Source organism: Xenorhabdus sp. PB30.3, assembly GCF_963895965.1.
In the GTDB taxonomy this organism is placed as follows: domain Bacteria; phylum Pseudomonadota; class Gammaproteobacteria; order Enterobacterales; family Enterobacteriaceae; genus Xenorhabdus; species Xenorhabdus stockiae.
In genome coordinates this window covers 1-14,040 of sequence record NZ_CAWQMW010000196.1, presented here as the reverse complement: position 1 = coordinate 14,040, position 14,040 = coordinate 1, and the positions used below count along the sequence as shown (strand labels likewise).

The window sequence follows — 14,040 nt, the reverse complement described above, 5'->3', positions numbered from 1 at the left end:
CACATGGTTTGTTTTTGGATATTTAAAATTATTTTTTATGATAAAGTTATCTTTGTCATGGGATTGTTTTTTTGATGTTTTTATTTTATTTTTCCTCAGTATAATGAATTGTGTAAGTCGCTTGTTGATTCAATATTTTTCCATTTTTATATGAGGATGCTATAATGAATAATAATTTCATGTTGTATCTCGCACTAGATCTCGATAATATTGTTTCAAAGCTGAGATATTCTAAGGATGTAGATACCCCAGGGGAAATCTCTACAGATATGCTTCATACATTAATTTTAGATGATAAACAGATGCTTGTAGATAATGGTGGAGTCCGCCTGACCCTTGATAATGTATTGCGTGGAGACTCTATTTATTGGAGTGTGATTAGATTACCAAGTTATAAAAGTTATTACTCGGCTGTTTTGACTAAATATAAAGCGATTGGAAACAACACTCAAATAATGTCTAAACCAGAGCTAAATGTTAAGTCTGTAAAATTGCCATACATAAAAAATGATGATGAGCAAGAGATAGAGGTTGTAAAAATTAAAAACAACTATTGGAGAAGTGAAGTAATGTCTGTTGGAGATGTAAAAAGCCAAGACTACCAAGGACATTTTTCTATATATGATGCTAACGGATTGCTTGTTGGTTATTCTACGTTTAAGCATAAATTAATATTGAATCCACTTAGTAAAAATTAAAAATAATTTTCATTATTAGAACTAAGGCTACGCAAAAGCGTAGCCTGTTTTATTTATCTAAAATAGTTGGTTGTTGTTTATGATTCTGCATGTGAGAGAAAAATAAAAATTACCAATAGTATCGTCTTAAATATTACTAAACTAACAAAATTTATAAATAAAAACGATAGAATTGAATAAGTAATATTTTTCTCTAGCAGCATAAAAATGGTGCTCTTTACAGCACCATATAATTAATAATCACTGCCAGACGATCAAACATTTCACTGAATAACCGTTCTGTAAATGGCACCAGCATCGGGAACAGCAGGGAGAGGGTGAAAATGCCGACTGTCAGCGTCAGGGGAAAGCCAACTACGAACACGGAAAGTTGAGGCGTCATGCGGTTCAGCATACCTAACGAGAAGTTCAGAACTAACAGTAAAGTAATGAGTGGCATTGCCAGCATCATGCCATTGATAAATATCAGGCTGGCACTTTGCGCCAGTAACAGAAAACTTTTTGGGTTTAACTGGGTAGTCTGAATAGGGATGGAATAGAAGGTATCAGCCAGAATGGATAATATCCATAAATGCCCGTCAAAAGCCAGAAACAACAGCATCATCAACATATTCAGAATACGCGCCAAAATTGGCATATTCGGGCCACCGGTCGGATCAAAAAATGTGGCGAAAGATAGCCCCATCTGTAGCCCCAGAACTTCACCGGCATGACGCACCACAGCAAAGGCAATCTGGATAGTTAACCCCAGAGCAACGCCAATCAGCACTTGCTGGATCAGAACCCAAATTCCGGCAACGGAAAAGATCGGAATTTGGGGAGACGGAATACCGGGAACCAGTAAGGCGGTGATCACTAATGCCAGCCCGATGCGGACTTTTATCGGCATCTGCTTTTCGCTGAAAATCGGGGCGATGCTGAACAATGCCAGAAGGCGCGCCAGTGGCCAGAAAAAATCACTGACGAGGCGGGAAAGTGTTTCACTGTCAAACGGGATCATGATTAACCAATAATCGTAGGAATACTGCTGAAAAGTGTGCGCATGTAATCCAGCAACAGATTGAGCATCCACGGGCCGGCAACGATAATTGTGACAACAACGGCCAGAATTTTAGGAATAAACGACAGCGTCATTTCGTTTATTTGTGTCGCTGCCTGCAACATACTGATCACTAAACCACATATCAAAGCAGATAAAAGCAATGGCGCGGCCAGCGCCAATGCGACTTTCATTGCTTCAACACCAAGTGCCATTACCGATTCTGGAGTCATAATTTTTCAAACCGTTTTCGATCTTTTTAAGAAAAGTTCTGTTAGACGTAAAAACTTTGCGCCAACGAACCAAGCAATAATTGCCAGCCATCCACCAGAACAAATAGCATCAGTTTGAATGGCAGCGATATTGTGGCGGGAGGAACCATCATCATCCCCAGAGCCATCAAAACACTGGCAACAACCAAATCGATGATCAGGAAAGGAATGAAAAGCGTAAAACCAATCTGAAACGCTGTTTTCAGTTCACTGGTAATGAAAGCCGGAACCAGAATCCGCATCGGGACAGAATCGGCAGTTTCAAATGCTTCCTGATTCGCCAAACGGGCAAACAGTGCCAGATCGTTTTCCCGGGTCTGACGCAGCATAAACTGGCGCACAGGTTGGGAACCTTTCTCCAGTGCCGTTTCCAGCGTGATTTTGTCTTCACTGAAAGGCAGATAGGCATCCTGATAAACCTTATCGAATACCGGGGCCATAATGAAAAAAGTCATAAATAACGCTAAGCCCAGCATTACCTGATTCGGTGGGGCAGAAGGTGTTCCCAGTGCATTACGCAGTAGGCCCAGTACAATGATGATGCGGGTAAAACTGGTCATCATCAGCAGTGCAGCGGGAATAAATCCCAGTGCAGTAATGAAAATCAGGGTCTGAACCGGCAATGACCAGCTTTGACCGCCATTTGCCAGCGGCTGACTGATGATGCCCGGTAACTCTGCTGCTGCATTCATGGGAAACAGTGGCAGTAATAGCGCCATAAACACAGCTGCCAGACGCGCCGGAGAAATATGTGCGGCGAATTTCCGGCTTTTTATTTGATTGCCTATCATAAGGAAAACTCTATTGTTCATCGCCGTCCCTGTCGTTCCTGGTTTTTCGCTGAAGCTTATTTTTTAATAACTGACCGAAAGGAAGTGTCTTGAGCACGGTTTCCTTTTCCGTGTCATCAGGTGGTACAGGTAACTGATGTAACATAGTGATCTGTTGAGGTGTGACACCCAGTACCAGCCAGCTGTCCTCGATTTCAACCACGACAATCCGCTCTTTTGCCCCAAGTGAACAACTTGCTTTTACATTGAGTAACCGATGATTTTTATTTTTGGCAGGAGCGAGTCCCAGACGACGGATCAACCAAGTTATGAAAAATATCAGTAACAGGATCCCGCCCAGAGCACTACTGACCTGCATCAGTGTCTGACCGGCAGAAAGGGGAGGGGCATGTGTTACTGCTGTACCAATCGGTGCGGCATCTGATGCCGCACCACTTTGGAAAGAAGTATGAAGAGAAGGCTGGTTCGCCATCATGGTTAACGACTCAGGCGACGCATGCGCTCAGAAGGTGTGATGATATCCGTAATACGGATACCGTATTTATCGGATACGACGACCACTTCTCCTTGTGCAATCAAATAGCCGTTGATCAGGATATCCAGTGGCTCACCAGCCAGACCATCAAGCGAAACAACGGAACCCTGAGAAAGTTTCAGCAGTTGTTTGATAGTCATTTTGGTGCGTCCCAGCTCAACAGAGAGCTTAACGGGAATATCCATAATCAGGTCAATATCAGAAAGCTGGGAAAGCGCATCCTGCGGTTCAAGGCTTTCAAAAATTGACGAGCCGCTGTCAGAGGCAAGCTGTGCAGCCTGTTGTTCCAGCGCCTCTGCCCACGATTCTTCAGTCAAGCTGGTATCTGCGGGTTGTTTAGCATCACTCATTGGGCTTTTCCTCATCCAGAGCATTTAAAACAGGGTTAATCAGGTGTTCAACGCGCAGGGCATACTGCCCGTTGAGTGTTCCATATTGGCTGGTGAGCACCGGCACACCATCAACGTGAACGATCAGACGTTCAGGCTTTTCAATCGGCAAAACATCGCCGCGCTTTAGCTGGAGAATTTTTGACAACCGCAGGGGAATATCAGCAAAATTTGCCACCAGTTCCAGTTCTGAGTTCTGAACCTGTTTCACCAGAATGTCACGCCACTGCCCGTCTTCCTGCCGTACATTTTCCACCGGAGGATTTGTTAGCAGTTCACGCAGGGGTTCAATCATGGCAAACGGAATACAGATGTTGAATTCCCCGTACAGGTCACCAATCTCCACCGTAAATGGCGTGGTGACCACGATATCGTTAGGGGAAGTCGTGATATTAGTGAATTTCACCTGCATCTCAGAGCGCACATATTCCACGTCAATCTTAAAGATGGAATCCCATGCGTCACGATAGGCGTCCAGTGCCAGTTTCAGCATCCGATTGATGATCCGCTGTTCGGTATAGGTGAATTCACGGCCTTCCACTTTAGTCGGGAAGCGTCCGTCACCACCAAACAGGTTATCAACGGCGATATAAACCAGACTGGGGTCAAAAGCGAACAGTGCGGTTCCTCTCAACGGTTTCAGGTGAACCAGATTGAGGTTGGTCGGCACGGCCAGATTGCGGGCAAAGTCATGATAAGGCTGAATTTTAATGGCACCGACCGTAATATCCGGACTGCGGCGCAGCATGTTAAACAGCCCCATCCTGAATTGGCGGGCAAAGCGTTCATTGATGATTTCCAGTGACTGCAAACGCTCGCGTACAACACGGCGCTGTGTATGTGGATCGTAAGGACGAACCTCACTTTCCACTGACGACGTAGTTTGTTCTACGTCATCCGCAGCAGCACTGTCACCATTGAGCAGAGCATCGATCTCTGCCTGTGAAAGAATATTGTCACTCATCGTGATTATCGCAGAATAAACGTAGTAAACAACACATCGGTGATCTCTTGATCAGGTTCACCGGGGATCAGTGTTGGGCTCAGTGTCTGTTTAATGTCTTCCACTAAACGTACTTTGCCGTCATCTTTTGCCAGATCAGTTGATCTCTGGCGGGATAGTAACAGCAGCATACGGCTACGAACTTCAGGAAGGTAATCATGGAAGCGCTGACGAGTTATTTCATCAGACAGACGCAGCGTCACGCCGACATACAAAACGCGATCAAAGTGATCTTCGTTGTCTATCAGATTGACGGTAAAAGGTTCCAGTGTCATGAATACCGGAGTACTTATGATTTTGGCTTTTTCTGTACTGTTATTGCCGGATTGCTTCATTGTCCACCAGCTATATCCTCCGATGGCGGTACTAAATACGGCAATCAGTATTAGCAGTATCATCCAAATTGTTTTTGTGCGCTTACGCTCGTAGCTATAATCAGACATGGACAGACAAATTCCTGTTTTCTGTAGTGGAGTAAGGCACCGCGCATTCCGTGGCGGAGTTCCTTATCCAACAAATTCAACATCAATTATCCCGCGTCTTTGTTCCGGCAATGGCAGGAAAAAGCGCGGAAAAAACCATTAACTCACTCGTTTGTTATCGGCTCAGTTTCATTTTTTTGCAGTGTTCTGATAGCAAATGATGAAATCAGGCAGATAATCAGGCGAAAATATCAACGCCTCCCCGGCTTGAAGCCAGTTGCTGAGGGGTTAGCCGGATTGTGGGTTCATGAGTTGTCGGTGCCTGTGTTACTGCCAATGCTCTATGGTTTTCAGTATGGCTACCGGTATTGGCATGCTGTTGAGGGTCGGCGGCCTGTTCCTGTTGCCAGTTTCCTGATGTATCACTACCCACACTGCTTTCAGCCAGCTGAATGCCGTTTTCCGCCAGTGAATGGCGAAGGTTAGGCAGAGCGGCTTCCAAAGCGGCACGAACATGTTGATGTGCAGAAACAAAATGCAGCTGTGCCTGATTATCTTCAACATTCATGCGGATATGCAGGGCACCCAGCTCCTGTGGATGTAAGCGTAATTCTGCCTGTTGCAGCCCGTTCCGGTTAAAAAACAGTACCTGCTGATTGAGTTGCTGCTGCCACTCTTCACTGCCGAGGTGAGCGCTCAGTAAAGGTGCGGGAGCACTATTCAGCTGGAACTGCCCGTTAGTCTGGTGGCCTGTCGCGAGCAGGGGAGCACTGAACAGATTGTGTGGCGCACTCGAAGAGGATGTTTCCGCAGAAGCTGAAGCCAGTGCTGATGCTCCTTGTGTTGATAGGAACGCCTTCCCGATATCTCCTTTTCCGCTAACAGATGACTCTGAATTTTGCTCAGTGCCGTTAGCAGTGGCTTTTACTTTTCCGGTAGCTGTTGCCAGAGCCGCACGGTTTGTGGCCGAGGCTGTATGCTGTGGAGTAAAAGAACGGATATCACTATCTAAATCATTTTCTTCAGCCGGATCTGTCGCCATCAGCGCCATATCGGCTTTAGTCTTTTTACCGGATAGTTTTCTGTCGGATAATGTATCTTCAAGGCTGTTTTCAGTGCGCAGTAAATCATCTGAGCTTTCTGAACCCTCGCCGGTCGGACGATGGCTGATTAATCCCGCCAGCTGAATAGGCATCGCATTGATTAACATTTCAGCAGACAGAAGATCATCCTCTTCGGATAAGGTGAATTCTGCATCATTGTCGGATGCAAAAGCGCCTGAAGCCGAAGATTGATCCAGTCTGGCGACCTGACCAGAAACAGCCAGCGAAGAAGATAACTTTTCTTCATCCCGGTTATCAGTGGAATGTTTCTCTCCAGATTCGCTATTGCTGCCATCTGTGCGATTTTTAGCGGTCTGAACAGAGGTTTTTTGTTCTGCACTGAGAAACTGGCCGAATTCAGTCGCCTGCTCTTTAGGGGGGTTACTGCCCTGAGAGGAGTTCAGTGCTTGCTGATTTTTTCCCACACTTTTTTCAAGTGTTAAATCAGTAGGCAAAAGAGTGAGATTCATTGTTTCATTCTCCGTTGTGCACCACGTTGTGCGTACTCATCCATTTGTTTTTGCTCCATGCGATTCTGGTGTAACTTCAAACTATGTTCTGCCCGTTGTTGCAGCGTATCAAACGCGTTCAGACGCTGCTGTTTTTCCTGCCATTGCGACATAGCCTGCTCAAGCCGTTTTTTCCATTGGTTGAGCTGTAATCGGTGTTGCTCGATTGCCATTTCCAGTGTTTTCATAAACTGCTGGTAATTCTGCCAGGTCGAGCTGGACATGCCGCTGCTTAGTGTGTCGTTCAAACGTGTACGATATTCATCCTGATAACTCATTAACGCCGTGAGTTGTTGCTCCATTTGCTGATGGCTTTGTCGTATCTGTGCCAGTTGAGTCGCGGCTTTTTCCGCTGCGTCCTGAGCAAGTTCGCGCAAAGTCACAAGAGGGGAGTGTTGTTGCATGTCTATCCTCAGCGTTTTATACCCTTCGTCTTTCAGGCTGCCTTTGGCTGGGCAAATTCGTTTCTGACGAATTTGTCATTCCCTTGCCGCCGAGATGCAACCCGAAATCCATCGGGTATAGTTAAGTTGCGGTCTTAACTTGGTAATAACTGTTGCAGTTGGGCACATGCTGCATCGTATTCACTGCGTTCCTCAATACTTTGATGCAGGAACTGAGCCATATGTGGATACAACTCAATTGCCCTGTCCAGCAAAGGATCACTACCGGCAGCGTAAGCACCGACATTAATCAGATCCCGGTTGCGCTGGTAACTGGAAAGCAGCTGTTTAAAATGTTGCACCCGTCGATAATGGGTATTATCAATCAGGGAGGTCATGGCCCGGCTGATTGATGCTTCAATATCGATAGCCGGATAATGCCCGGATTCAGCCAGAGCACGGGACAGGACAATATGACCGTCCAGAATAGCCCGGGCTGAATCAGCAATCGGGTCTTGCTGGTCATCACCTTCGGTCAGGACGGTATAAAATGCGGTTATTGAACCGCCATCACTGACACCATTCCCCGCCCGTTCTACCAATGCCGGTAATTTAGCGAACACAGAAGGGGGATAACCTTTGGTTGCCGGAGGCTCACCAATTGCCAGCGCAATCTCACGCTGCGCCATGCTGTAACGGGTAAGAGAATCCATAATCAGCAACACATGCTTCCCGCGATCACGAAAATCTTCTGCTATACGGGTTGCATAGGAAGCTCCCTGCATTCGCAGTAATGGCGAAACGTCAGCAGGTGCAGCAACAACTACAGAACGGGCTCGTCCTTCTTCACCTAAAATATTTTCAATGAAATCTTTAACTTCCCGGCCACGTTCACCAATCAGGCCGACCACAATAACGTCTGCCTGCGTATAACGGGCCATCATGCCAAGGAGCACACTTTTACCGACACCAGAACCGGCAAATAACCCCATTCGCTGCCCGCGCCCGACGGTCAGCAGAGCATTAATGGCACGTACACCCACATCCAGTACATCGCTGATGGGAGTACGTTGCAGGGGGTTGATGGGTGGTGTGGTCAAGGGGGCGCGATATCCGGTATCCGGGGCAGGTAAACCATCGAGAGGGCGACCTGCACCATCCAGCACCCTGCCGAGTAATTCCGGCCCCAGAGGTAAACGCCGTCCACCACCCGCTTCTTCACCATAAGCACGTGCATAGACACGGGCACCCGGCACAATGCCTTCAAGTTCTTCCAAAGGCATTAACAGCAATTTTTCACCATTAAAGCCGACGACTTCACTTTCGACTTCTTCAAGGGTGTTGCCATTTTGCCGTTCAATCAGGCAAGTTGCTCCCAGTGGCAGATGTAAACCTGTGGCTTCAAGTACCAGACCCGTGGCGCGGGTCAGACGTCCGTAACGACGTACTTTCGGCGTTTTTTCCAGACGTTTTTCCATGCAATCTAATGTCGCCAGCCAGCGCCCAAGTCTCGCAGTCATCACAGTTCTCCTGATACCGCCAGACGGCACATTTCATGCCATCGCGTTGCCAGACTGGCATCCAGATCACCTTCATCAGCGCTGACCTTACAGCCTCCCGGATGCAGTTTATTATCTGCAACCAGACGCCAGCCATGCAGAGCCAGTATCTCGCCCAGTTGTTGTTCAACCAGTGGAATATTTTGCGGATGAACACGCAATTGAGGTTTGCCACTGAACATGGGTTCCTGCTGAATAAATTCACGGATTTGGTTCAGCAGGGCAGTGCCGTCACACACCGCCGGCTGACCGAGAATATGGTGAGCGGCCGTCAGGGAAAGCTGCATCAGGCGTGATGCAACAACCGTATCCAGACCATCCAGTGAATGACTGAAATCACTCAACAGATCTTTCCACTGTTCAATGACAACCTGCTGTTGTTCCGCGGCTTCCTTGAGTCCCTGTTCAAATCCGGCTTTCCGGCCTTCTTCAACACCCTGCTCATATCCACGAACATGACCTTCAGCAACACCTTGCTCCTGACCTGCCTGACGCGCCTGTTCCTTCAGTTCGTCGAGTATTCTGGCCTGCTCTTGTAAACGCTCCTGTTCGGTAAGCTCCTGTATCTCATCCGATGATTCCAGTTTCGCTTGTAATGTTTCCCACGGAGTCAATTCACCCGGCAGCCATCGCTGCCAGTTTCCATTATTTGAATTATCAGACATAGGTATCATCACCACCATTCAGGATCATTTCCCCGTTTTCGGCCAGACGACGAACCACAAGCAGAATGGCTTTCTGTTCAGCTTCCACCTGAGACATACGAACCGGACCGCGGGTTGCCAGGTCATCACGCATAATTTCAGCAGCACGCTGCGACATATTGTTGAGGAAGTGATCGCGCAGTGCCTGATCGCAGCCTTTCAGTGCAACCAACAGCGAATCGGTAGTAACTTCCTGCAACAGACGCTGGATACTGCGGTCGTCCACGCCGATAAGGTTTTCGAACAGGAACATTTCATCGATGATTTTCTGTGCCAGTTCGCCGTCATAAGTACGGACAGCATCGATAACGCTCTCTTCCTGCTGGCTCTTCATCAGGTTGATAATTTCAGCCGCAGTACGAATACCACCCATTTTGCTGCGTTTCAGATTCTGACCATCCAGCAGGTTGTTCAGAACTTCGGTCAGCTCGGCCAGTGCGGCTGGCTGAACACCACCAAAGGTGGCAATACGCAGCATGACGTCATTACGCAGACGATCATCAAACATGGCGAGAATATCTGCGGCCTGACCACGGTTCAGGTGAACCAGAATCGTGGCAATGATCTGCGGATGTTCATCGCGGATCATGTCAGCCGCTGCCTGCGGCTCCATGAAGTTGAGTGTTTCGATACCGGTTGTGGTATCGCGTGATTCAAGGATATCCTCGAGCAGGCTGGAAGCCCGCTCTTCGCCCAGTGCTTTCACCAGCACACTGCGCAGATAGTCGTTGGCATTGATGCTCAGAGCAGCGTACTGCTCAGCATCTTCCTCAAACTGGGCCATGACTTCAGCCAGTTGCTGGTTGGAGACTTGTTTCATCCCCGCCATTGCAATACTTAATTGTTGTACTTCCCGGGAGTTCAGGTGCTTGAACACCTCAGCCGCCTGATCTTCTCCCAGAGTCATTAACATGATGGCGCTTTTTTCTGTTCCGGTCAGACTCATTGTTCGTTACTCATCCATTGGCGGATCACCAGCGCAACTACGCGAGGATCTTTTTCCGCAAGTTCACGGATACGCTGGCTTTGAATCTCAGCATTGACACGCTGGCGAGCCAACTGACGGCGCACTTTTTCATCCATTTCAGCATTGGATTCAGTCGCAGGCTTATTCTGTTTCTTCTGCGCTTCCAGTGCGGCTTTTTCCGCAGCACGTTTTCTGGCAATTTGCGGCACGACCATCTTGCGCCACAGCAGCCATGCAGCCAGTGCTAACAGTAACCAACGGCCCAGCTCCAATAATTTCTCCAGCAGGACAGGGTGTTGCCAGAACGGCAGCGTTTCTATCACTTCGGCGGTATTATTGAACGGCGTGTTGACAACGTTCAGGCTGTCACCACGGTCGGCAGAAAAGCCCATTGCCTCACGGGTCAGTGACTCAATCTGGGATAACTGCTCTGGTGTCAGTGCCTGAGTTTCCGGGCCATTCTCACCCTGAACAGTGGCATAGTTGACCACAACCGCAACAGAGAGACGCTCCACGCCACCAGCCTGTAACTGGGTATGGCGGATAGTGCGATCCACTTCATAGTTGATGGTTTCATCATGACGATTATTGCGGTTATTACTGATCATGCGCTCATAGCTGTTATTGCCATTGCGCCCCTGAGCAGATTTGTCGTCACCATTACCTTTTGGTTTCTCAATTGGCGCACTTGGTGCGGCACTTGGCTGATTCGACAGCGCTCCCGGAACACCACCTACCAACGGCCCGCCACTTTGTTCGCTGGCACTGGTCTGTTTAGAACGGACGGCTGCCTGATTCGGTGGCTGGTTAGGCTTATATTCTTCCGCAGTTTCTTCACGGCGGGAAAAATCGACTTGCGCGGTGACCTGAGCATGAACATTACCACGACCGACAACAGGTGCCAGAATGGTTTCAATGCGATGCTGGAAGCGGTTTTCGACTTCCTGTATGTACTTCAACTGGGTGGTATTCAAATCCCGCCCATTGGCATCGGATTGAGTCAGCAGGCGTCCGGCCTGATCCACAATAGTGACATTGCTTGGCGGCAATCCGGCCACACTGCTTGAAACCATATGGACAATGGCATTGATTTGCCCTTCATCCAGAGCACGACCCTGCAACAACCCTACTGTTACGGAAGCAGAAGGTGATTTTTGCTCACGGACAAACAGGGAAGGCTTTGGTAATGCCAGATGAACGCGGGCACTTTGCACCGGGCCGAGAGACTCGATAGTGCGCGCCAACTCACCTTCCAGCGCACGCTGGTAATTAACCTGCTCACTGAACTGGCTGATGCCGAACTTTTCTTTATCCAACAACTCAAAACCCGCAGCGCCACCTTTCGGTAAGCCCTGTTGTGCCAGTTTCAGCCTGATTTCATGCACCTTATCAGTAGGTATCATGATGGCAGCGCCGTTTTCGGCAAACCGGTAAGGGACATTCATTTGAGTTAATTGTGTAACGATCTCGCCGCCATCCTTATCACTCAGATTGCTGTAAAGCACCCGATAATCAGGGCTGCGCAACCAGAGAAAAAGGGCGACGATAATAGCGATGGCAGCAGAGCCAGCAACTAATAATGGAACTTTTGGATCAGCTTTTATCCTGTTGATGATAGCGCTGAAACCCTTCTGTGGATTCTCAGCGTCGGTTGTTGCTGCACTCATAGACGATCCTTGCCTTGCTGGTCAACATGAATACTAAAAGCGTGGCGTAACAAAACAGACTCCCCATACGCAAGCGAAAAAACTATCTCTATACCTTTCATTTTATTACAAATTGCCTCTTTGCTGACTGCATCCGCCTCAGTGACATCGTTATCTGTGTCACCGGGAATTGCTTAATTTGCCGCCGTGATGCAACTTAAATACAATAGATATAATTAATCCCGTCATTATTCGCTGTTCACACATCTTTTAATGGCACAATAAGCTTCGAATTTTTACGTTAATTACCCGCTTTAGTTTGAAAGGGCTATGTTACGGTGGCAGCCTGAAAAAACTGCCAACCAGCCCACGGCTAATATGGCATTTAATCACGTAATCAATAGGGTGATTTAACACGAGGTTTTTATGTCAATTCAGGCAATTGAAGGTGTACTGCAACAGATGCAGACGCAGGCATTACAGGCAGCAAGTATTGCTAAGCCTATGCCGGTAAAAGGCGGCTTTGCCAGCCAGCTCACCGCCGCAGTAGAAAAAATAAATCTGTCCCGCGTAGAAGCAGCGAAACAAGCACAGGATTTCACACTGGGCACACCGGGCGTGGAACTGAATGACGTGATGGTCAATATGCAGAAAGCCACTATTTCACTGCAAATGGGTATTCAGGTCAGAAACAAGCTGGTCAGTGCGTACCACGAAGTAATGAATATGCAGGTTTAACGATAGATACACTTTGTCTTTCACGTTGCTTCTTTGTTGGTTGCGTTCGTTCACCCCAGTTGCATAGTTACCTATGCTCCCGGGGATGAACTCCCTTGCCGCCGCGACGTATCTTGAAATCCATTATGTATACACTCAATAACGCTCTTTGGTTTCACTCCTAATTTCTTTTCGAACTAATGCTGAATATTCCAACAGAATGAATCGATTTTAAGCAAAACATGAAATTCTCCATAGAGAATATTGTCATTTTGGCAAAAATGGATCGCAAAATATCTCGTAAAATCCTTTTTTAAGATCGTAGTAAATGCTATCAATACGAATTGGAATCATTAACAATGATATTGTTATAAAAGTAGGCGATGAGTTATTTTCTTTTTCTTACCGGTGAAAATAAATGCTCTAACTTGTGAGTTTTTAAAGGTAAAAATTTAGTGTGAAAGTGCACTTTGATTGGTATTTAACCGTAACATGTAAATGCTATTTTTAAACTTTATGGTATCTAATGAAAGTTAGATAAATTTTCATTTTATGCATTTTTCTGTACTTAAGCGAAATTACGATTATTAGACGAATCTAAGTTAAAAAATAGGTAATATGATGTTCTACTACCCTAGGGATAGAGTTATCTACCTTGTCATGAGTATATAAAATATAGAAATATTTTATATATGTAAAATAGATATCAAAGGTATAAAATACTTCCTAATCTCAAATTTAATGCGGAATGCATTGTTATAGTTTTCTTTGATTTACAGGCTAAGATTAAATGATAGGTTCAGTTTAACAAAATCAAAAAAGTATTCATAATAATCAATATGGAAATCACCTTTCTAGAAAATTAATAATAAACACATTGCCTTAACTCACAAAGTGTTTCCCTTTTATTTTGAGTGAATAAAGATAAATTCATGAATGAAAAATCATCAGTAGCATCATGGAGGAAAAACTTTAGCGATAGAGAAAGGCAACGGTACATTTCGGTATTCCTGATGAGGAATAACAATGGGAACTAACCAAACAAAAATTAATCAGATTGATGGGATATATTCGAATAAATGATAAATGATAGATTAAAAAACTATTATAACTATAATGTGGTATATTTAATTTTTTGCATTTATAAATGAGTAAAATAAAAAATCAAGTATCACTTAATTATTCCAAAATTTATCTTGTGGAATGATGTTTTTATGTCTTATTTTAATTTAGATAGTTCTATGAGTTGGATAAAGGAACTTGGTTTTATCTGTTATCACTAAGTTTTCGTTTGGTTAAATAA

General features: G+C 46.1%; 15 protein-coding genes. 2 read left to right on the top strand and 13 right to left on the bottom strand.

The features are described 5' to 3' along the window. The first annotated feature begins 164 nt into the window (after positions 1-164). Positions 165-698: an AidA/PixA family protein gene (locus AACX38_RS20610; protein WP_228865456.1), complete on the top strand. Its 534-nt coding sequence runs from the start codon at positions 165-167 to the stop codon at positions 696-698. Positions 699-915: 217 nt separating this feature from the next. Here the strand turns inward: AACX38_RS20610 and fliR are convergent, their stop codons facing one another. The 13 genes from fliR to fliF form a co-directional block, all read right to left on the bottom strand. After that, positions 916-1,698: a flagellar biosynthetic protein FliR gene (gene fliR / locus AACX38_RS20605; protein ID WP_099120490.1), complete on the bottom strand. Its 783-nt coding sequence runs from the start codon at positions 1,696-1,698 to the stop codon at positions 916-918. Between the two features lie 2 nt (positions 1,699-1,700). Continuing rightward, a complete protein-coding gene (gene fliQ / locus AACX38_RS20600; RefSeq protein ID WP_099120491.1) occupies positions 1,701-1,970 on the bottom strand; it encodes a flagellar biosynthesis protein FliQ in 270 nt (89 codons plus the stop codon). A gap of 41 nt (positions 1,971-2,011) precedes the next feature. Next, positions 2,012-2,728 carry a flagellar type III secretion system pore protein FliP gene (gene fliP / locus AACX38_RS20595; protein WP_228865471.1) on the bottom strand — a complete coding sequence of 239 codons (717 nt, stop codon included), beginning with the start codon at positions 2,726-2,728 and terminating at the stop codon, positions 2,012-2,014. Positions 2,729-2,810: 82 nt separating this feature from the next. After that, positions 2,811-3,275, bottom strand: coding sequence for a flagellar biosynthetic protein FliO (gene fliO / locus AACX38_RS20590; RefSeq protein ID WP_228865455.1), 465 nt, complete (start codon positions 3,273-3,275; stop codon positions 2,811-2,813). 2 nt (positions 3,276-3,277) lie between these two features. Then, positions 3,278-3,685, bottom strand: a complete 408-nt coding sequence (gene fliN, locus AACX38_RS20585) for a flagellar motor switch protein FliN (RefSeq protein ID WP_099120493.1) — start codon at positions 3,683-3,685, stop codon at positions 3,278-3,280. Then, positions 3,678-4,688 (bottom strand): flagellar motor switch protein FliM, encoded by a 1,011-nt coding sequence (fliM, locus tag AACX38_RS20580; RefSeq protein WP_099109728.1) that lies wholly within the window; start codon positions 4,686-4,688, stop codon positions 3,678-3,680. The genes fliN and fliM overlap by 8 nt, the downstream gene beginning before the upstream one ends. Before the next feature lie 5 nt (positions 4,689-4,693). Continuing rightward, entirely contained in the window at positions 4,694-5,170 is a 477-nt protein-coding gene (fliL, locus tag AACX38_RS20575) for a flagellar basal body-associated protein FliL (RefSeq protein ID WP_099120495.1), read from the bottom strand. 217 nt (positions 5,171-5,387) lie between these two features. Next, complete coding sequence (locus AACX38_RS20570; RefSeq protein WP_228865453.1) at positions 5,388-6,722, bottom strand: flagellar hook-length control protein FliK; 1,335 nt, start codon at positions 6,720-6,722, stop codon at positions 5,388-5,390. After that, positions 6,719-7,165: a flagellar export protein FliJ gene (gene fliJ, locus AACX38_RS20565; RefSeq protein ID WP_086956259.1), complete on the bottom strand. Its 447-nt coding sequence runs from the start codon at positions 7,163-7,165 to the stop codon at positions 6,719-6,721. Before fliJ ends, AACX38_RS20570 begins: the two co-directional genes overlap by 4 nt. Positions 7,166-7,299: 134 nt before the next feature. Beyond that, a complete protein-coding gene (fliI, locus tag AACX38_RS20560; RefSeq protein ID WP_099109731.1) occupies positions 7,300-8,664 on the bottom strand; it encodes a flagellar protein export ATPase FliI in 1,365 nt (454 codons plus the stop codon). Further along, a complete protein-coding gene (gene fliH / locus AACX38_RS20555; RefSeq protein WP_228865451.1) occupies positions 8,664-9,368 on the bottom strand; it encodes a flagellar assembly protein FliH in 705 nt (234 codons plus the stop codon). The genes fliI and fliH overlap by 1 nt, the downstream gene beginning before the upstream one ends. After that, entirely contained in the window at positions 9,361-10,353 is a 993-nt protein-coding gene (gene fliG / locus AACX38_RS20550; RefSeq protein WP_099109733.1) for a flagellar motor switch protein FliG, read from the bottom strand. Before fliG ends, fliH begins: the two co-directional genes overlap by 8 nt. Beyond that, positions 10,350-12,041, bottom strand: a complete 1,692-nt coding sequence (gene fliF, locus AACX38_RS20545) for a flagellar basal-body MS-ring/collar protein FliF (protein WP_099120498.1) — start codon at positions 12,039-12,041, stop codon at positions 10,350-10,352. The genes fliG and fliF overlap by 4 nt, the downstream gene beginning before the upstream one ends. Positions 12,042-12,446: 405 nt before the next feature. On the opposite strand from fliF, the gene fliE reads away from it, so the two are divergent. Beyond that, entirely contained in the window at positions 12,447-12,758 is a 312-nt protein-coding gene (fliE, locus tag AACX38_RS20540) for a flagellar hook-basal body complex protein FliE (protein WP_099120499.1), read from the top strand. Positions 12,759-14,040: the final 1,282 nt, after the last annotated feature.

What these genes read in the sequence shown, in the direction of transcription:
- AACX38_RS20610 (WP_228865456.1), top strand. Translation starts at nt 165, where the DNA reads ATGAATAATAATTTCATGTTGTATCTCGCACTAGATCTCGATAATATT.
- fliR (WP_099120490.1), bottom strand. Translation starts at nt 1,698, where the DNA reads ATGATCCCGTTTGACAGTGAAACACTTTCCCGCCTCGTCAGTGATTTT.
- fliQ (WP_099120491.1), bottom strand. Translation starts at nt 1,970, where the DNA reads ATGACTCCAGAATCGGTAATGGCACTTGGTGTTGAAGCAATGAAAGTC.
- fliP (WP_228865471.1), bottom strand. Translation starts at nt 2,728, where the DNA reads ATGGCGCTATTACTGCCACTGTTTCCCATGAATGCAGCAGCAGAGTTA.
- fliO (WP_228865455.1), bottom strand. Translation starts at nt 3,275, where the DNA reads ATGATGGCGAACCAGCCTTCTCTTCATACTTCTTTCCAAAGTGGTGCG.
- fliN (WP_099120493.1), bottom strand. Translation starts at nt 3,685, where the DNA reads ATGAGTGATGCTAAACAACCCGCAGATACCAGCTTGACTGAAGAATCG.
- fliM (WP_099109728.1), bottom strand. Translation starts at nt 4,688, where the DNA reads ATGAGTGACAATATTCTTTCACAGGCAGAGATCGATGCTCTGCTCAAT.
- fliL (WP_099120495.1), bottom strand. Translation starts at nt 5,170, where the DNA reads ATGTCTGATTATAGCTACGAGCGTAAGCGCACAAAAACAATTTGGATG.
- AACX38_RS20570 (WP_228865453.1), bottom strand. Translation starts at nt 6,722, where the DNA reads ATGAATCTCACTCTTTTGCCTACTGATTTAACACTTGAAAAAAGTGTG.
- fliJ (WP_086956259.1), bottom strand. Translation starts at nt 7,165, where the DNA reads ATGCAACAACACTCCCCTCTTGTGACTTTGCGCGAACTTGCTCAGGAC.
- fliI (WP_099109731.1), bottom strand. Translation starts at nt 8,664, where the DNA reads ATGACTGCGAGACTTGGGCGCTGGCTGGCGACATTAGATTGCATGGAA.
- fliH (WP_228865451.1), bottom strand. Translation starts at nt 9,368, where the DNA reads ATGTCTGATAATTCAAATAATGGAAACTGGCAGCGATGGCTGCCGGGT.
- fliG (WP_099109733.1), bottom strand. Translation starts at nt 10,353, where the DNA reads ATGAGTCTGACCGGAACAGAAAAAAGCGCCATCATGTTAATGACTCTG.
- fliF (WP_099120498.1), bottom strand. Translation starts at nt 12,041, where the DNA reads ATGAGTGCAGCAACAACCGACGCTGAGAATCCACAGAAGGGTTTCAGC.
- fliE (WP_099120499.1), top strand. Translation starts at nt 12,447, where the DNA reads ATGTCAATTCAGGCAATTGAAGGTGTACTGCAACAGATGCAGACGCAG.